Annotated in this window: 17 protein-coding genes and 1 pseudogene; 8 read left to right on the plus strand and 10 right to left on the minus strand. The window is 62.9% G+C overall.

Annotation, left to right across the window (positions count from 1 at the left end; genetic code table 11):
* The first annotated feature begins 18 nt into the window (after nt 1-18).
* A complete protein-coding gene (locus WIMU1_RS07400) occupies nt 19-912 on the plus strand; it encodes a DUF4436 family protein (RefSeq protein ID WP_245968882.1) in 894 nt (297 codons plus the stop codon).
* A gap of 7 nt (nt 913-919) precedes the next feature.
* Here WIMU1_RS07400 and WIMU1_RS07405 read toward each other — a convergent pair whose 3' ends face one another.
* The 3 genes from WIMU1_RS07405 to lon all read right to left on the minus strand — a co-directional run bounded on the left by WIMU1_RS07405 (nt 920) and on the right by lon (nt 4,115).
* A complete protein-coding gene (locus WIMU1_RS07405; RefSeq protein ID WP_062796133.1) occupies nt 920-1,243 on the minus strand; it encodes a TfoX/Sxy family protein in 324 nt (107 codons plus the stop codon).
* Between the two features lie 24 nt (nt 1,244-1,267).
* Nucleotides 1,268-1,609 carry a DUF3140 domain-containing protein gene (locus WIMU1_RS07410; protein WP_062796135.1) on the minus strand — a complete coding sequence of 114 codons (342 nt, stop codon included), beginning with the start codon at nt 1,607-1,609 and terminating at the stop codon, nt 1,268-1,270.
* A 169-nt stretch (nt 1,610-1,778) separates the two neighbouring features.
* On the minus strand, nt 1,779-4,115 hold the full coding sequence (gene lon, locus WIMU1_RS07415) for an endopeptidase La (protein ID WP_062796137.1): 2,337 nt from the start codon (nt 4,113-4,115) through the stop codon (nt 1,779-1,781).
* 474 nt (nt 4,116-4,589) lie between these two features.
* Between lon and WIMU1_RS26135 the strand changes: the two genes are divergently transcribed.
* The 3 genes from WIMU1_RS26135 (at nt 4,590) to WIMU1_RS07425 (ending at nt 6,894) form a co-directional block, all read left to right on the plus strand.
* A complete protein-coding gene (locus WIMU1_RS26135; protein WP_157366790.1) occupies nt 4,590-4,748 on the plus strand; it encodes a hypothetical protein in 159 nt (52 codons plus the stop codon).
* Between the two features lie 243 nt (nt 4,749-4,991).
* On the plus strand, nt 4,992-5,423 hold the full coding sequence (locus WIMU1_RS07420) for a hypothetical protein (protein ID WP_062796139.1): 432 nt from the start codon (nt 4,992-4,994) through the stop codon (nt 5,421-5,423).
* A gap of 268 nt (nt 5,424-5,691) precedes the next feature.
* Nucleotides 5,692-6,894: a HEPN-associated N-terminal domain-containing protein gene (locus WIMU1_RS07425; RefSeq protein ID WP_084248092.1), complete on the plus strand. Its 1,203-nt coding sequence runs from the start codon at nt 5,692-5,694 to the stop codon at nt 6,892-6,894.
* Between the two features lie 194 nt (nt 6,895-7,088).
* Here WIMU1_RS07425 and WIMU1_RS26140 read toward each other — a convergent pair whose 3' ends face one another.
* The 5 genes from WIMU1_RS26140 to WIMU1_RS07450 form a co-directional block, all read right to left on the minus strand.
* Nucleotides 7,089-8,039 (minus strand): hypothetical protein, encoded by a 951-nt coding sequence (locus tag WIMU1_RS26140; protein ID WP_147431352.1) that lies wholly within the window; start codon nt 8,037-8,039, stop codon nt 7,089-7,091.
* A gap of 372 nt (nt 8,040-8,411) precedes the next feature.
* Complete coding sequence (locus WIMU1_RS07435) at nt 8,412-9,650, minus strand: fatty acid desaturase family protein (RefSeq protein WP_062796145.1); 1,239 nt, start codon at nt 9,648-9,650, stop codon at nt 8,412-8,414.
* Nucleotides 9,651-9,943: 293 nt separating this feature from the next.
* Nucleotides 9,944-10,540: an ANTAR domain-containing protein gene (locus WIMU1_RS07440; RefSeq protein ID WP_062796146.1), complete on the minus strand. Its 597-nt coding sequence runs from the start codon at nt 10,538-10,540 to the stop codon at nt 9,944-9,946.
* Between the two features lie 188 nt (nt 10,541-10,728).
* Nucleotides 10,729-11,535: a GAF and ANTAR domain-containing protein gene (locus tag WIMU1_RS07445; RefSeq protein WP_245968883.1), complete on the minus strand. Its 807-nt coding sequence runs from the start codon at nt 11,533-11,535 to the stop codon at nt 10,729-10,731.
* 222 nt (nt 11,536-11,757) lie between these two features.
* Nucleotides 11,758-12,066 carry a DUF1330 domain-containing protein gene (locus tag WIMU1_RS07450; protein WP_062796148.1) on the minus strand — a complete coding sequence of 103 codons (309 nt, stop codon included), beginning with the start codon at nt 12,064-12,066 and terminating at the stop codon, nt 11,758-11,760.
* Between the two features lie 159 nt (nt 12,067-12,225).
* Between WIMU1_RS07450 and WIMU1_RS26890 the strand changes: the two are divergent.
* Nucleotides 12,226-12,563, plus strand: a pseudogene (locus WIMU1_RS26890) (VOC family protein).
* 5 nt (nt 12,564-12,568) lie between these two features.
* Here WIMU1_RS26890 and WIMU1_RS07460 read toward each other — a convergent pair.
* Nucleotides 12,569-13,498 carry an NADP-dependent oxidoreductase gene (locus WIMU1_RS07460; protein ID WP_062796149.1) on the minus strand — a complete coding sequence of 310 codons (930 nt, stop codon included), beginning with the start codon at nt 13,496-13,498 and terminating at the stop codon, nt 12,569-12,571.
* A gap of 92 nt (nt 13,499-13,590) precedes the next feature.
* On the opposite strand from WIMU1_RS07460, the gene WIMU1_RS07465 reads away from it, so the two are divergent.
* Both WIMU1_RS07465 and WIMU1_RS07470 read left to right on the plus strand, forming a co-directional pair.
* Nucleotides 13,591-14,106, plus strand: coding sequence for a MarR family winged helix-turn-helix transcriptional regulator (locus WIMU1_RS07465; protein WP_245968884.1), 516 nt, complete (start codon nt 13,591-13,593; stop codon nt 14,104-14,106).
* 135 nt (nt 14,107-14,241) lie between these two features.
* Nucleotides 14,242-14,751, plus strand: coding sequence for a DUF3995 domain-containing protein (locus tag WIMU1_RS07470; protein WP_062797419.1), 510 nt, complete (start codon nt 14,242-14,244; stop codon nt 14,749-14,751).
* Nucleotides 14,752-16,534: 1,783 nt separating this feature from the next.
* On the opposite strand, the gene WIMU1_RS07480 is transcribed toward WIMU1_RS07470, so the two are convergent.
* A complete protein-coding gene (locus WIMU1_RS07480) occupies nt 16,535-17,233 on the minus strand; it encodes an SDR family NAD(P)-dependent oxidoreductase (protein WP_062796153.1) in 699 nt (232 codons plus the stop codon).
* A 102-nt stretch (nt 17,234-17,335) separates the two neighbouring features.
* Between WIMU1_RS07480 and WIMU1_RS07485 the strand changes: the two genes are divergently transcribed.
* Nucleotides 17,336-18,196 carry a helix-turn-helix transcriptional regulator gene (locus WIMU1_RS07485; RefSeq protein ID WP_062796154.1) on the plus strand — a complete coding sequence of 287 codons (861 nt, stop codon included), beginning with the start codon at nt 17,336-17,338 and terminating at the stop codon, nt 18,194-18,196.
* The last annotated feature ends 120 nt before the right edge of the window (nt 18,197-18,316 follow it).

The raw sequence follows: 18,316 nt of genomic DNA on the forward strand, positions 1-18,316 counted from the left end.
GAGGGCGGGAGGCCACGGGTGGCGTCAAAGGTGGACAACGTATCGGCGGACGGTCGGGAGACGGCCAAACGAGGTACGTGGTGGCGTGGTCTGCTGATCGTGCTGGGCGTCGTGGTGGTCTACGTGGCGGTTCTCCTCGGTTATGCGTCCGGTGACGACGATGCCGGAGAGGATGGCCGGGTGGCCGCCGACAACAGTGTGCTGGTCTACCTCGACATCGATGCCGTCAACGGGAGTGATTTCTCCATGGCGGCGAATGTGTCGGTGTATCCGGGCAAAAACCTGGTGGGCGACAACGGATATCTGAAGAACGAACTGGTGGTGGACGTCTCACCGATCGCCGCCGATGGGCGGCTGGTGTTCAACAGCGGGACGAGGGTGGGACCGCTGCCGGTCAAGCTTTATGCGAACGGTGACATCCGCGAGTGGCCATTCGACGAATACCGGTCCGACAATGTGGTGGTGCGCGCCTTCAGCCAGGCGTCGTCGCCGGAGGCCGGCACCGTCTCGTTCCCGTTGCCGACAGATGTGGTGGTGACCGACTCACTGACAGGTTGGGACGTGACGTCCGATGATCAGGATGCCGGTGGGGGACAAGCGTTCACGATATACGCGGATCGGACGGCCGGATCGCTGGTCTTCGATCTCGCGCTCTGTGCGGTACTGATCGTCCTCCCCGTGTGTGCCCTGTTCGTGTCGATCCAGACCGTACGACGGCGCAAGGCTTTTCAGCCTCCGATGGTCACCTGGTTCGCGGTGATGCTCTTCGCCGTGCTCCCTCTGCGAAACATCTTCCCCGGGTCACCACCGTTCGGTTCCTGGGTGGACTACTCGGTTGTTCTCTGGGTGGTGGCCGGGTTGGTGACCGCGATGTCGCTGTACGTCATCGCATGGTGGCGCCAGGCGCCCTGACTTCCCGCTACGCCAGCCGCGCTCGGGCGACGCCGCGGTCCACCCACGTCTGGAGTTGCTTTCTGGTCTTGACGCCGTCCGTGGCCACCCGGATCCACCCGGCAAGCTCCTTCCCGCGCATCACCATCGGCGACACGTGGGCGCGGCCGAGCAGAGTCTTGGATTCGTCCGGGTCGACCCGGACCATCAGCCCACCCTGCCCGCTGACCGCCACGGCCATGTGACCGTCGATCAGGAACGCCAGACCACCGAACATCCGCTTTTCCGAGACGCCCGCCTCGGGACCCATGAGTTCTCGGACGCGGTCGGCCAGGTGCGTGTCATACGCCATGGATCAAGTGTGCGACAACCGACTTCATTTTGTGGGGTCGTGGCCCCAATTCATCAGCGAGTAGCGCCAGGCGGTGTCGGAGACGTCGCCGGAGGGGCGCTGAGCCAGATGTCGATGGACGTAGCCGACGGCCTTGCGCATGTGTGCTGCATCGTCATCGGTCAGGTCGCTCTTGGTGGCACGCAGAATCTCCACGATCCGGCGGCCTGATTTGTGGCCGGTCGATTCCCCGCCCGAGCTCTTGTCTCCCACGTCTTTCGACTCGGGGGTGTCGAGGAAGGACTCCAGTTCGCCGGCCGTCATGTTGACTGCCTTTTTCCAGTCATCCCACACCTCGGCCACGGCATCGTTCGCCTGTGTACTCATCGGGCGGTCCTTCCCTCGGACGTCGAGATCGATACTGAGCTCTACCTCGATGCGGTGGTGTCGAAACCTTGTACAGCCACCCGTGACAGAAGTCCGCCCACCCAGTCCCGGGTACCCACCCCGCCAGGGGCGGTAGAGGGATGTGAGAACAGGTGGGCGGACGTGTCGATCAGGCTGCGACGGTCGCCTTTTGATCGGCGGCGGGCTCGAGCGCCTGGGCGATGATATCGGCGACGTCGGTCATCGGCAGCACGGTCAGTGCCTCCAACACCTCGGCAGGCACGTCATCCAGATCGGGCTCGTTGCGTTGCGGGATGAAGACCGTGGTCATTCCCGACCGCGCGGCGGCCAGCAGCTTCTGCTTCACGCCACCGATGGGCAGCACCCGTCCGTTGAGGGTGACCTCGCCGGTCATCGCGACGTCGGCCCGCACCTTGCGTCCGGTTGCCATCGACACCAGCGCGGTCACCATCGTGACACCCGCAGACGGGCCGTCCTTGGGCGTTGCGCCGGCCGGGACGTGCACGTGAATGCTGCGTTCCAGCGACTTGGGGTCGATGCCGAAATCGGCTGCGTGCGAACGCACGTAGCTCAGCGCGATCTGTGCAGACTCCTTCATCACGTCACCGAGCTGCCCGGTGAGGACCAATCCTTCGCCATCGGTGGACCCGGCTTCGATGTAGAGAACATCGCCGCCCAGTCCGGTGACCGCCAGCCCGGTTGCCACACCCGGCACGGCCGTCCGCTCTTCGGCGTCAGGCGTGAAGCGTGGGCGGCCCAGGTACCCGATGAGGTCGGGCTCGTCGACGCGCACCTTGGCGGAACCGTCCGCGCTTTCAGTGCCGGCCAGTGCCGTGGTCACCTTGCGCAACAGTTTGGCCAGGAGCCGTTCGAACTGTCGCACACCGGGTTCACGGGTGTAGTCGGCCGCGATCTTGCGCAACGCAGCGTCCGTCACCTCCACCTCGTCGTCGGTGATTGCCGCCCGTTCCTGCTGCCGCGGCAGTAGGTAGTTGCGTGCAATGGCAACCTTGTCGTCTTCGGTGTAGCCGTCGATGGTCACCAGTTCCATGCGGTCGAGCAGCGCCGACGGGATCTGCTCGATCACGTTGGCGGTCGCCAAAAACACCACATCCGACAGGTCGAGGTCCAGGTCCAGGTAGTGGTCGCGGAAGGTGTGGTTCTGCGCCGGGTCGAGCACCTCGAGCAGTGCGGCACTGGGGTCGCCGCGGTAGTCGGCGCCGACTTTGTCGATCTCGTCCAGCAGCACAACAGGATTCATCGATCCCGCTTCGCCGATGGCCCGCACGATACGTCCGGGCAGTGCGCCGACGTAGGTACGCCGGTGTCCACGTATCTCGGCCTCGTCGCGGACGCCACCGAGGGCGACGCGTACGAACTTTCGACCGAGGGCGCGGGCAACGCTCTCACCCAGCGACGTCTTGCCGACTCCGGGAGGTCCGGCCAGCACCATCACCGCACCCGACCCGCGACCACCGACGACCTGCAGGCCGCGTTCGGCGCGGCGAGCGCGGACGGCCAGGTACTCGACGATGCGGTCCTTCACGTCGTCCAACCCGTGGTGATCGGCGTCGAGGATGGCGCGGGCGCCCTTGATGTCGGTGGAGTCGGTGGTGGTCACATTCCACGGCAGGTCCAGTACCGTATCCAGCCAGGTTCGGATCCAGCCTGTCTCGGGGCTCTGGTCGCTGGCGCGCTCGAGCTTGCCGACCTCATGCATCGCAGCTTCGCGCACGTTGTCGGGCAGTTCCGCCGCCTCGACGCGGGCACGGTAGTCGTCGCTGCCGTCGGGTTCGTCTTCGCCCAGTTCCTTACGGATCGCGGCCAGTTGCTGACGCAGCAGGAACTCTTTCTGCGTCTTCTCCATGCCGTCGCGGACCTCGCCGGCGATCTTGTCGTTCACCTCGACCTCGGCCAGGTGGTCGCGGGTCCACGTGATCAACGTGGTCAAACGCTCTGCCACGTCGGGAGTTTCGAGCATCTGCCGCTTCTGGACATCAGTGAGGTACGACGCGTAGCCGGCGGTGTCGGCGAGTGCCGACGGGTCGCTCAGTTTGTTGACCGAGTCGATGACCTGCCAGGCCTCGCGGCGTTGCAGCATGGCCAGCACGAGCTTCTTGTACTCGGCGGCCAGTTCGCGCACCTCGTCGGTGACCGCGGGTTCGGACACCGGCTCCACCTCGACCCACAGCGCCGCGCCGGGACCCGTGGTTCCCGATCCGATGTGAGCGCGGGATTCGCCCTTGAGGACCGCCGCCGATTCGCCGCCGGCGAGGCGGCCGAGCTGCACGATGGACGCAACGACGCCGTAGGCGGGATAACGGTCGTCCAATCGAGGGGCGACCAAGAGTTTGCCCGCCTCCGAGGCCTTCGCGGCGTCGACGGCGGCGCGTGCGGCATCGTCCAGTTCGACCGGGACCACCATGCCGGGGAGCAAGACGGGGTCGGTCAGGAACAACACCGGCAAGCGATTCAGTTCGCTCATGTTTCCTCCAAAGTTAAGTACTTCGGGCTCAACTTTCCGGTGGTGGCCTTTGTTCCCCCAGGTAGTCCGTGTTCTTCGAGAGCGAAATGTAGGTTCTCAAGTTGCCTGTCGGATTCTCATAGAGATGTCGGCGGCGCGACGGATTGTCAACGAGCTGTCGGAAGGCCTTTGAAAAGCGTGGCCGATGCGATTCACAGCAGTGACCTGCGTATATCGCTGAGTCGAGCGCTGAGGTCATTTGCCAGGTGGGCAAAACTCGCATCTCTGAGCTGGGCGGTTGCCTGCCGGTACGAATCCGCCACCGTCTACGAGAGTTCGTTGAAGCGCAATCGCATCTTGCTCGCCGGTATGACCCCGCGACCGTGTGGATCTCGGCGCGGCCGTTCTGGTAAACGGCGAGTTCGGAGGACGCAATCGCCGCCATTGCCCCGACTTCCTCCTTCGCCGTGAGACAACACTTCTGTGGTCGTAAATATGAAGAACCTGCGCACTGCAGCGAAAGTCGAAGCGCAGGAAGTCTTCGCCTGGACACGCCAGATCAGCTATCGCATCGGAGCCGAGTATGAAGTCTGGACAGGCACCGATCCGGAACTTGCTCGAGAACGTTCGCTTCCTGGCGCGGTCACGACGTGAGTCGAGGGCGATGGAGTTCGACGAACATGTCCGTGAGTTGCAATGGCCATTTTCGATCGGCGATGCAGAAACGCAGCTAAGGAACGAGGGGGAGGGGTGCAGATGCGTGTCTGCGTTACCTACCAGCGCCCCTACCCCCTGTCGGATCTGTTGTCTCGCTCGCCGCAGGAGACGAGTCTGCAAGTGGGAGCGAAATCTGAGGGCGCGAGGAAATTCGGTTGCAGACTGCGCCAGAATGGAGGAATGGAAGATCTCCCAGACGACTTCGCTATCGCGCTCGGCCGCGTGCTCTACCTGGGCGGACGAGTCGAGATGCTGCTCGACCGCTTGCTGACACGCCCCGGGGGTCAGCCGCTCCGGCTTGGCCTTAGCGGGGCACAACTGATCAAGGAGCTGCGCAAAATCATCACATCGGCCGAGCCTGCGGAGGCGATCGTGGACGGCTATGAGGCCATGCACGAAGGGCGCAACCATCTCGTTCACGGCGCACACCAGTACGCGAACGGCGTCCTCTGGACCTGGCGAGAGCCATCTCGAGCGAAGGGGAACGCCGCCCTCAGTTTCCAGTTCGGGCTGGAACATCTTCAAGGCACTGCGCAGAGTTGGCAGAACCTCGCCGACGCGGTTTATGAGGAACTCCGCCGCCGCAATCCGAGTGCAGCCGAAGCGGACTGAAGCCACTGAACCGGACGCGATCTGTTTTCGTCGAAAAAGCGGCTGACGACGAATCAGCGGACGTGCCGTCCACGTGGTCCGCTAGTTCCGTCAGTTCGTACCGAACTCTCGTGGAGTAGCTCAACGCTCTGTAGTGCGGCGATTGTTCAACGCATGGTCTTTCGCCGCATCGAACGACTGATCGCCACGAAGCGGGCCCAGCTGCCGGCGGGCGGCTGCCGGGTCTTTGCAGTAGCGCATCGCGGCTGTCCTGGCCCATTATCAGCCCATGGGATTGATGAAGCGCCATCTCGCCGAGATCGAGGAACGCGGCTGGGCCGGCACCGATGCGGTGGTGTGCACCGCGTGCGTGAGTGATCCGGCTCTGGCCGACGCGGTCGCTGGTCAGGCGGGTAGCGGCCCATGCTCGTTCTGTGATACCGCCCCGCCACAGCTCAGCGCCCCGCTGGAGGTGGTGCTGGAGCTCGTTGTTGACGGGATCCGCGCCGAGTATGACGACCCGGTCAACGAAGCGGCCTGGGACTCCGAGGACGGGTATCTGACACCCAAGGGGCCGTGGGATACCTACGACCTGTTGCAAGAGTTGGACGTCAGCGACAATGCTGCCGTCCTCGACGAGATCGCACGGAAATTGCAGGGCACGTTGTGGTGTCAGCGCAATCCCTACGCCGCGGCCCGCGCGGAGGCGTTGGTGTGGAGCTGGGATCAGTTCCGCAGTTACGTCAAGACCACACGGCGATTTACCTTTCTCAGTCCCGACCCGTCGACCGCCGACGGCGCTGGCATGTACTCGATGGATGCGGTACCCGCCGCGATCGCCCGCGCGGTTGTGGACTCGAACCTGGTGATGACTTTGCCCGTCGGGCACCGATGGTGGCGTGCACGCGTCGACTCCACCGGCGCCACCTTCTCCGGCGCCACCGAGATCGGGACGCCGCCAGCGACGTTCGCTCGCGACAACCGAATGAGCCCTACCGGAATCGGCGCGTTCTACGGCGCATCCACCAGCGGTGGCACGGTAGCCGAGGTGGCCGGCTATGCCAACCCCACCGACATCGTGAGCATCGCACAATTCGCCTTGGCCCGAGAGTTGCGCGTGGTCGACCTCCGTATCCCGCCCCCGGTGCCGTCACTGTTCGATCCCGAACGCCGCCACCTGCGCCCCGCGATTCAGTTCCTGCACGACTTCGTCGAGTCCATCCGCGCGCCCGCCGCCCCCAGCGGACCATCGGGGCTGAATCTGGACTACATCCCGACCCAGATCATCACCGAATTTCTCCGCTACGAAGTGCCTGATGCAGTCGGGACCAGTGACGGGCTCATGTGGAGATCGGCGGCGGACCCCACCGTGGACGCGTGCGCACTGTTCGTCACCAATGAGCAGTGCGCCGACCCGGGATGCGAAAACACCGACACCCGCATGGTTCTCGATCCGACGACCCTCACCCACTGCACTGTGGGCGCGATGTAGTCCAGTCGCCACGGCGGCGTTTCCATCGCACAGCGGAAGGCTGAGGCGGCACTTCGCCGCGGCCTCCTGCGTCGAGCTAGCCGGAGTCAGCTCGTGCACTGCCCCGCGATGACCTGGTTGTAGACATACGAGGCCAACACTAAAACCGTGATCCTGCCATGATTCGACAGTCACGACTGGCCTTAGCCCCAGCGTCAGAACAGACCAGACGGTGAAATCGCGATCTGCGCGAGATGCATCTCAGGATCTACAGCTTCGTCATCAGACTCGTCAACAGTCTGTTCGTAGACGACAAAGGTGCCATCATCGTCCGGTCCAAGAAGCACAGGGTTGCTGTCGTAGCGTTCATCGGTACGCGACGACCTTCTCTGACCGCCTTGGAATGCCAACTCCCGCAATATATTCCTCACGTCTTCATACGTGTATGAACTTCTTCCCGGCAGAATGTCTGACGGCACTGTAGCCAGCTGTGGCCAGGTCGAGCGCCCGCAGTCGTTGATCTCCGTAAAGAACTGTTGGAGGGGTACGGCTGCACGGAGCAGACCGGTGTGTTTGCCCCCTTCCCATGCCCACGTCACGGCGACTGATCTCGAATGGATGTGATGCCCGGGCCTGTGCGTCACCGCAGCTGTGAGAAGAGAGACCTTTTGTTTTGATGGTCGCGCCGATGTTCGGCCAATATCGATGTCCAGGGCTCGTGCGAGAACGTCCAGCGGAAGAACGACTTGACGGCTGACGAACCACCACTCAGAGGATCGTCCAAAAGCAATGTCAGCTGGTCTGGGCGCGCGCGGATTCGGAAAGTGAGCCAAATGCGCGCGGTAGTCATCGCGGATGTCGCCAATCCAGTTCGGGATTGGGAACACATAAAACGGCCAATAGCCACGAGGTTGGCGGCTGTAGTCGAATAGTTGTTGCACGTCGACGTAGACACGGTGCACTTCTGGACTACTCGGGTGGTGAGTCGCGGTCTTCAGCTCGAGCTGGATGGTTTTACCGATCGACCCACCGTGGTTACGGATCGGGTTCATAGCAAGGTCGTGTCCGCTTACCGGCCACCACAGACTTGCATGTGAGCGGTACCGGTAGGTGACGTACTGACTGACCCAATGTTCGAGCGTCTTCTCGGGTGGAGAAACAGGCATTTACCCACTCTCGCATGACTATCGCTCGGCTTGGTGGAACTCAGTCAAGCCTCGGAGCTGTTTCGAGACAGCGACAAACAGATCACGTCATTCCATCCGCTCGATGCTCGCAGATGTGACTTACACGCGGCCGATCGCGGCAACCCCACAATCGATCAGGGACGAGCCGGGACCGGCACCGGTAGTGGCAGATCGACGTCACATCGAGACGCTCGGACGCCACAGCAGGATTGCGGGGAGGCTAATCAAATGTTCGGTTTGTTGATAATCGAATGCCGACATCTACATGAGAACTCTGAGGTCGCACCCGACAGACGCGCCGAGAACCTATACGAAATCGCGATGGCGTTCAGCTGCTCAGCAGCCCGGTATTCAGCGCTTACCGGCGCGCAGGGCCCCGATGGCAGCTTTCAGTCCGCGGCGTGGGCTCGCCGGTTCCACGGTCGTCTCACGCGGATCGGCGAGTCCGAATCGCTGCTCGCTGCTGGTCTCCGGTGCGTCATCGGACGATCGCGACAGGAAGCTGTCGGGAAGGGCGAGTTTGTGGATGGTGCGCAAGGCCAGCCAGTACTGTCGCGGCAATGACCCCGTCGTATACGGGAGATCGAACTTCTCGCAGAGGGCCTCGACACGTTTGGCTATCTCGGGGTAGCGATTGCTCGGCAGATCCGGGAACAGATGGTGCTCGATTTGATAGCAGAGGTTCCCGCTCATCAGCGCCATCAACGGCCCGGCTTTGAAGTTCGCGCTGCCGAGCATCTGTCGCAGGTACCACTGCTGCCGTGTCTCCGACTCGTACTCGGCCATCGTGAACTTCTCTGCGCCGTCAGGGAAATGACCGCAGAAGATGACGGCGTATGCCCAGAGGTTGCGGATCAGGTTCGCCGACGCGTTGGCCGTGAGCGTGGTCTTCCACGCCCGTCCGGTCAGGGCGGGAAAGAGGACAAAGTCCTTGCCCATCTGCTTGCCGATCTTTCGCCAGAAGGTGCGACTGGCTTCGGACTTGCCGATCCGGCTGATGTCGGTGCCTGGATGCCGCTCGACGTCCATTCGCTTCTGGGCGTCCAGGTCGTGGCGCGCGATGCCCCATTCGAAAGTGGTCGCGAGGACGACATTGGCCAGCGGCTGAATCAGATTCACCGGGCGCCAGGCGACGTCGCGGGTCATCCGGAGGATGCCGAAACCGATGTCGTCATCCATGCCGACGATGTTGGTGTAGAGGTGATGCGAGTAGTTGTGGGCCCGTTTCCACTGCGACGACGGGCCGACCTGGTCCCATTCCCATGAGTTGGAGTGGATCTCGGGGTCGTTCATCCAGTCCCACTGTCCGTGGCTGATGTTGTGACCGAGTTCCATGTTCTCGAGGACCTTCGAGCAGGCCAGCATCGACGTCCCCAGCACCCACGCGGGCTTTCGCCGAGATCCCATGAGTACCACGCGGGCGCCTATCTCGAGCCCACGTTGCAGGGCGATGACGCGATGTATGTATCGCCAATCGCGTTCACCGCGTTGGTCTTCGATGTCGCGTCGGATGGTGTCGAGCTCACTGCTGAGCGAGTCGAGGTCGACGTCGGTGAGATGGGCGTATCGAGCTATGTCGGTGATGGCCACGGGGTGCGCTCCGCTCCGGCGAGTCTCTGTCGGGAAGTCTCGTCGGTGGTGTTCGGACGAGGTCGCGCCCTCGGCGATCGAGGGTCGAACACGTACAACACTTGAATATCCGGGCAGCGAACTTGTGTGGCGATCCCGCGGGCCGTGGGCGGCGGAACCGGCCCCGGGCCGGCTGGTTTTCTCAGCACTGTCCACGTAACCCGTAAATCCGTGACCTGTCAATCTGTTGTCGGGGCTGTTCGCTGCACGCTGAAACTCGACGACCGCTGCACCGGCGTGTATCCGAGTGCGAGTCAGATGTCGGGTCGGAGAACTTCCATGGCGTCGTCGAGGACTGCTCGTGCGGCGTCGGCCATCGAGATGTTGTCCCTCTCGGCGCGCTGCGACAGGTGCGTGTTCGCCGCCTGCATCGTGGCTCCTCGTGCCAGCAGGACACCGAGAGCCTGGTCGATGGCCGAACGATCTTCGAGGTCCCGCTGCATGTCGCCACCGGGATCGTTCTCGAAGGGCACTGCTGGCGGCAGCTGGGTGTCCACGTCGATCGTCGCCGGATCCGAGTTCATCGCAAGGCTGACGTCCGCAACAAGGTCAACGAATGCGCCAGGCGTCCCGGCCAGCAAGACCAGACGGGATTCGATCTCGGGCCCGGATCGTGAGCGCAGCGGGATGGATACGGACGTGACTGCCACTACGCCCTGACGGACCGGGACGGCGACCGAGAACGGGCGGTGGTCCACCACCACAGTCAGCGCAACCGAGACCAGTGAGTCGATCGACTCGGTCAGGGCTGCAACCAGCTCTGCCAGGCGCTGGTGAAGATCGACCGAGGGGTCGTCCAGCCCGGCGGTCAGTGACGCGAGCGCAGCAACCAGCTGAGAATCCGACTTCATGTGTATCCGCGGCGGACCCGACCGCCAATTGAGTATTTCCTGCACCCACCAGGGAGGCGTGTGATGCCCGCGCCTCCAGCGGGTCGGGACCCGCCCCTGCTGACGTCCGGCGATTTCGACCCTACGCGTCACACATCCGGCGCGAAACCCCAACGCATTCATGGCGCGGCCCCGATATCGGGTGAGTTCTATGAGCCGGAGCGCCGCGCCTGGGCCCGTCGTTTCGCGTCGTCGAAGATCGACTGGGCGACATCGGCCAGCTTCTTGTGGTCCTTCTGGCTCATCTCCCGCAATTTCACGAACGCCTCGGCGCTGGTGCACCCGCTGCGGCTGACCACGATGCCGATGGCGTGATCGATGACCTTGCGATTGGTCAGAGCCTTCTGCAGTTGCTCGGAAAGCAGCAATGCATTCGACAACGCTTGCGCATTCTGCACCGACACTGCCGCGGGAACGGCGAATAATTCAGCGAGGGTGACGGCGCGATCATCGAACGCATTCTTCGCGCGGGCGTACACATTCATCGCGCCGAGCACACCGTCGTCGGTCTTGAGCGGTAGCGACAGAACACTGTGCACACCGAGTCTGCCGACGCGGGGCCCGAACCGCGGCCACTGCGCGTCCCCACCGAGCGAGCCCGAACGTACGGTTCGGGCGCGCTCGGCAGCAGTGATGCACGGGCCCTCGCCGAGCGAATACTGGATGCGGTCCACCGCGACGACAAAATCGTCGCTCGCGACAACCGTGTCCGGGCGATCGCCGTCGAGCAACGTCAATCCGGCCCCATCAGCGCCGGGAATGGCATGTACCGCGAACTCGGCTATGTGCGTGAGTGTTTGAGGGAGTGTCAGCGAACTCATCGCCAGCTGTGACAGCGAACTGAGACTGTTGCGGAGCTCTTCGACGTCGTCGCCGAAGAGCTCGTCGCGGTCCATCCCGAGATCGAGATCGGGCTCAACGTGCGCCGCAACCGCGTCGGGGATGTCTCCGGTCATGTGCGTCCTCACCTCGGTCACGGACGCATGCATCCTCCGAACAAAGATTGAGACCAGCTTATCGGGCATTGCCCGACGGGGTCGGCAACGTGAGGATTGCGGGCCGGTGAAGCCCTCGCCACCCACCCGCTCGAATTCGCGCCGCTTGCAGACGCGCGCACCGGTTGCAACGGGCGCGCATGCCGGTAGGCGGCGCGAACTTTCGGCGCGGGTAGCGAGCACTCAAGTCAGGTTTGGCGGTGTGAACCCCTCGAGTATCACGACGTTGCTGGTTGCGGCTTGGTGTCGTTGACCGATCACGGCTTGATAGTCGGGACCGGTGTACCAGGCGTTGGCGGCGGCGACGCTCTCGAACTCGAGTACGACGGTGATGTCGCCATGCCAGTCGCCCTCGGCGACGAGGTGCGGCGGCCCGGCAATGATTGCTGTTCCCCCGGCAGCGATCACAGAGGGTACCGCGGCGGCACTGTAGGCAGCGAGTGCTTCTGGGTCGCGGACCTTTTCGGTGAATATGACATATCCCTTGGACATTGATTGAGTTCCGTTTCTGGTGGTTGATGTAGTCGAGCGTAAGGTCCGCCCCTAGATATCCGGCTGTCCGCCAGGGGTTCTCGGAACCGTTGAGAGGAGATTCCGTTAAGAAGTCGAGCAGCCTTCAAGAAAAGGGTCCTGGTGAATCGCATTGTGGGAGTGACGCTCGATTGCGTCGACGTGAAGACCGCGGCCTTCTTCTGGAAAGCCGCTCTTGGATACGACGAACCAACCCCTTGCACAGACGATGCGCAGTTCCATGCGCTCGTGTCGCCGAACGGAGGCCTGCATCACCTCACGCTGCAACGCGTGACGGAAGCGAAAGCGGGCAAAACCGGGTTCACCTCGACATTTTCGTAGATGACCTCGACTCGGAAGTTGCCCGACTGGTTGGCCTCGGTGCGAGAACCGTGGAGGAACACAACGACGAAGGCGGGTACCGAACCGCGGTTCTGGCCGACCCGTTGGAAAACGAGTTCTGTCTAGTCCAGCGCTGAGCGGTTCAGGGGAGCACGATGACCTTCCCTGCGATCCGTCCGCCGGCTGCTTCGTTGTGGAGGGCGGGCAGTTCGGTGAGAGGTATCCGCCGCGTGACCTCGATGGTGAGTGCGCCGGCGTCGACCAGGGACACGATCTCGGTAAGGCGTGTGCGGTTCGGTTGAACGAACACGGTGGCTGCCCGCACATTTCGTGCTTTGTCGTCGGGCGTCGCCATGAACGCGGTGGTGCTGACAACGGCGCCGCCGTCTCGAACGGCAGTGACGAGGGTGGCGAACTGCTCGGGTTCGATGGGGGCGAGGTTGAGCAATACGTCTACTTGCCCGTCGACGGCATCGAGTAGGGCGGTGTTGGTGTGATCGATGATGTGGTCGGCGCCCGCGGCGCGGACAGCGTCGATACTGCGTGGGCTGGCGGTTGCGATGACGTGCACGCCAGCGCGTTTGGCCAGTTGGATGGCGTACTTGCCGACCACGCCTCCGGCGCCGACGATCAGCACGCTCTGTCCGCTGGTCAGCTGTCCGTCGTCGAACAGCGCCTGCCATGCAGTCAGGGCGACAGACGGTAGTGCCGCGGCGTCGTCCAACGACACAGTGGTGGGGGCGTGCACCAGTGCCTGGGCTGGGGCGGTGACGTACTCGGCTGCGCCACCGTCGTGTTCCATCGGCAGGAACCCGATGACATCGTCGCCGACTGCGAGGTCGTTTACGCCCTCGCCCAGCGCATCCACGGTGCCCGAAACGTCATATCCGGGGATGTGCGGCAACACAATTGGGATGGGCAAGAACCCAGCCCGCATGCCATTGTCGGCGGCGTTGTACGCCGACGCTGCCACACGCACGCGGACCTGTCCGGCGGCCGGCGTCGGCTGCTCGACATCTCCGTAGTGGAGGACTTCGGGACCGCCGACCTCGTGGAACTGTACTGCCTTCATGGTGACTCCTTTAGATCGAATGCTTCGAATGTGAAGCACTTGAGATCAACATAGCAGTGCTTTGAAATCGAAGCAACAGGTAAGCTGTCGATGTGACCGAACGCAGAGAACAACAAGGTCTGAGCGCCGTCGAGCTCGGCGCGTACCTCGCGCTGATCGAGACGAGCAGCCTGGTGCGGCATGCGGTGGAGCAGCAGTTGCAGGAGGCGGGCAGCCTCAGCTACGTGCAGTTTCAGTTGCTCGCATCGCTTGGCGACGCACCTACGGGCAGTCGCCGGATGACGGAACTGGCCGACGGCGTGGTTTACAGCAGGAGCGGACTCACCTATCAAGTGGGTCTTCTGCAACGCGCGGGGCTGGTGACCCGCAGCCCTTCTGAGGAAGATGAACGCGGAATCACCGTGACCGTGACCGAGGCCGGCCGTCGAGTACTCGCGGCCGTGTTCCCGGGGCACATCGGCATCGTCCGGCAACTACTTTTCGACGCGCTGGACCAGGATGACATCGATGACCTCGCCCGCGTACTCACGAAAGCCCGTGACCACATGCGAACCATTCCCCCTCGCTCGGCCAAACCCCGCCGGGCGAGCAAACGTCGGGGGGAGTGAAGCGCGAACTACGCGGGGTCTCTTCGGAACCCGGATTCGCCGGGCAAAACGCTCTGATCGACGAACACTTTCTCGGGGTCAGGTTGAGGGTAAACCTGGATGTGCTTGCAGCCCACCGTTCGTAAGGTGTTTCTCATGCGAACACACGCGTCGTCGCCACAGACTGACGTCGCCTCGGTAGCCTTCGGCATCGCCGCGTCCGCCGGTCTACTGCACGCGGTGGCGAGTCTGTACTGGGCCGTCGGCGGCCGTTGGCAACTCGAGTCAGTGGGAGAGTGGGCTGTCGAGCTCGCGCGCGAGAGCCCGGTCGAAATCGGTCTGGCCCTGGGTCTCATCGCGCTGGTAAAAGCGGTCGCAGCTGTCGTGCCGATGGTCAACGAGCGACGAAAGAGCCGGATCTATCGACCGATTCGATGGTGTGGTTGGTCAGGCGGTGTCGTTCTGGTGGTGTGGGGAGGGGTCTCGTCGTTGTCGGCGTGCGCGGTGCTCGCCGGCCTCGTCTCGCCCAGCAATGGATTCAACCGGACCACCATGATCGGGCACGCCTTCATATGGGATCCGCTGTTTGTGGTGTGGGGCGCCGCGCTACTGACGGGTTTATGGCTCACCCGGCCCGCACGTCGTCTGGTGCGCCCCGGGTCCTGAGCTCGATCAACCGCGGAGGTCAGCGCCTGTAGCTGCGTCCTTCGTCAGCGATAACCATTCGCGATCAGCGCGTCGTTCAGCGACGATGAAACTTGTGGAACCTGATGAAGTACCTGACGATTGGCGCCCAACGGCCGCGGACGGTCCAATCGACCTTGTTGTGGATGGAGAACTGTTTCAGGTAGCGATCGCCTCAGACGGCGGTAGCCGATACACCTGGGTAAGCGGTCCCAATTTTGGCTACGGATTCCAGTCCGGCGCCCCGAGTGTTGCATGGAGGACTCGCGATCGGCTCCCACCGGCGCCACTCCCGGTCCCGCTACCAACCGTTCGCTATCACCGCACATGTATCAGCGAGTTTCTCGCGGAGATAGATCCTGAGACCGGCTACTTGTCCGAGGCGCCTTCTGATAGTCCGTGACAACGCTGTCGTGGCGCAGTTTGTTTGGGAACTGCTGGTGAGTGTGTCGACTTCGAGCAAGACGACAATTGCAGCAATCGATTGTTACGACAACTAAATCGGGCAGGCTCAAACGGGGTTGGCACGTAGTCACAGCCCGTTGCCGTTGTTGTGACCGTTGCCCGGGCCACCGGCTCCTCGGGCAGCGTCAATGAGACGGGCTGCATCGATGAGCCCTAGACCGGGATGAATCTCGCGTAAGGCTTTGACTGCAGGCACCTTTTCTGGCTCACTATCTACGATGCGCTGCACATCGCAGAGGGGTACGTCCCTGGGTGACATATGAACTCTTGGCGGGTCGTTTCGAGTTCGCCACGACGAAAACGCTGACCACGCAATCCAAGTGGCGACGATCGCCCACAGAATAGTGTTGAAGCAATTCAATGCCGAGGAGTCGGAAATGACCGATCCGATGATGTACGGACCACAGGCCATTACGAGTACCGAGCTGGCTACATCCCACCATCGCTCGAGCTTTTTGAACCAGTCGCTGTCGTACCACCGTGAGTGCATCGGTAGATCGTAGGCTTGGTATGGCGCAGGTGAGTCCGCTACCGAACTCGAGAACGTTCTTGTGCACCAGAAATCGACAAGAATGCGCAACCGCCTCCATAGGATTCGGTACGGTTGCGCCATGCGTACACCGTCAAGGGTCGTGGCAACCGGGTGTCGAATTGTCGCAGTGGTTTTCGCGATGGCGCTTGCGTCCGGATGTGGCGACTCGGACTCGTTGGGTGCAGATGACCGTGATGCTGTCGAGGCAGCATTTCTCAATTACGTTGCCACCCGCAATAGCTCGGACACACTGCCCTCGTCATTTCCGGTTTGTTCAGGCACCACCGAGGGCACGGCCGGCCAACCTTCGATTCCCAGAACGGACTCCCTCGTCGTCGGCGAGATCGAAGGCGTCGACGGCACTTCGACAAGGGCGACTGTCAGAATCGTCTCCACCCTTGTAGAAGAGCCTGGAAGCGACACGGGATTGCCGGCGTCACGGCCCGGCCCCTCGAAGGTTCAGATGGCCAAAGAAGATGGACAATGGAAGCACTGCCCACCGTATTGGACGCGTGGCACGGGCAGTCAGAGACCGTGATTGTTAGTCGCCCTGTCCGCCCAAAGTAAATATCGCGTACTCCACGATCCGCACGAGTCGGGCGTCGTGACCCAACAGATGAATGCCGCCGGCATCGTCGACCGTGAGACGCTGCGTCGGGCTGTCGAATTCGCGAACATGCCGGCCGGATAGTCACTGGCACTGGACCAACCGTCTCCCAAGGTGAAGTCTCGAAACCAGCGCAGCCGCCCGATCACGCCGATCCGCCCTCAAGACCAGCTGATCTCGCCTTCACGGTCAACGAGCCGGCCCGATCCATGCCCGGGCCCCTCGGTGGCGAGACTGACGATCGCGTCGGTGCCTTCGGTGACGGTCTGATGCCCGGAATGGCCGTTGAAATCCGTTGCGGTGTAGCCGGGGTCGGCAGCATTGATTCGGATGCCGACGAGAGCTTTTGCGTACTGGGTGGTGAGCATGGTCAGCGCCGCCTTCGAGGCCGTGTAGATCGGGGCGACCACGTGAGACTCGGGACGACTCGGATCATGTGTCGCGGCAAGCGATCCCATCCCACTGCTCACATTGATGACCACAGGATCATCAGACCGCTTCAGGAGGGGCAGGAAGGCCGTGGTGGTCCGGACGACACCGGCGACGTTCACATCGAGAACGCCGAGTACGTCGGCGCCCGTCAAATCACTCGGATCGCCCATCGGACCCGCAACGCCTGCGTTGTTGATGAGGACGTCGATCGCCCCCTCGTGTTGCGCGACATTGTCTGCGGCTGCGGCGACCGATAGGTCATCGGTGACATCTATCTCGACGAATCGAGCGCCGAGCGCTTCGGCAGTCGCAGAACCTGCACGGCTGTCGCGGGCTCCGATCAGAACGGTGTGCCCGTCTTCGATGAGGCGTCGAGCGGTCTCGCGTCCCAGGCCCTTGTTGGCTCCGGTGATGAATGTGATTGTCATGCATTCATCCTGTACTCGACACAGACAGCTCACCAGAGACAGTTCGACCGTAGGACAACGAGTACCACCTTCGAACCGTGCCGGCGGTGCACAATCGAGGACGTGAACACTCACCCGACCGATCTCGGCGTCACCTTGCGCGCCTGGCGCGACCGGATGTCACCGTCCGCGGCCGGACTACCGGAGCGGCACGCCCGCCGTGCCAAAGGCCTACGACGGGAGGAACTCGCCGACCTGGCCGGCGTGTCCGTCGACTATGTCGTGCGGCTCGAGCAGGGCCGGGCGACGACGCCGTCTGCGCAAGTAGTCGCATCGCTTGGTCGAGCACTGCAACTGACGGATACGGAGCGAGACCATCTGTACAGATTGGCCGGGCATGTCCCTCCCGGCTCCGACGAGATCTCCGATCACATCCCACCCGGCGTTCACCGTGTCCTGAACCGGCTCGGAGACACAGCGGTCGCGGTCTTTGCCGCAGATTGGCAGCTGATCTGGTGGAACCGGGGCTGGGCGGCTCTGGTCGGCGATCCATCGTCAACTTCACCGTCGCTCCGCAACTTCGCCCGCGACACTTTCCTCGCCGACGACAACCCGGCGCTGGCGCAATGGCCCGTGACAATACTCGCCGGTGATACCGCGGAAGAAGCCATTGTGTCCGACCTACGCCGAGCCACCGGGCGTTTCCCGAACAACATTCGCCTGCTCAAGCTGATCGACTCGCTCACTGCCGGTAGCGAGCGTTTCGCCGACCTATGGGCCTCCGGCAAGGTTGGAGCACATCGGGAGTCACACAAGATCATCGAGCATCCCCAGGTTGGGCCCATCACGGTGGACTGCGACGTCCTCACCGACGGTGACGCGGAGTTGAAGATCGTGATACTCACCGCTGCAACGGATTCCGAAGACGAAACCAAACTTCGGCTGGCGACCCTGTCTGGTGTATCAGAGGCTGCTCACCGCTAGCCCGCCCTCGGCGCGATCACCAGACAGCGGAGGAACCACTCCTGACTCCGTCTGCAGGGTTCGCTGGCTCCGACCGCACTATTGCAGGTCGGGCGGCATGCTTGTACCCACTGCACAGCT

It is taken from the genome of Williamsia muralis NBRC 105860 (assembly GCF_001598915.1).
Lineage (GTDB): Bacteria > Actinomycetota > Actinomycetes > Mycobacteriales > Mycobacteriaceae > Williamsia > Williamsia muralis.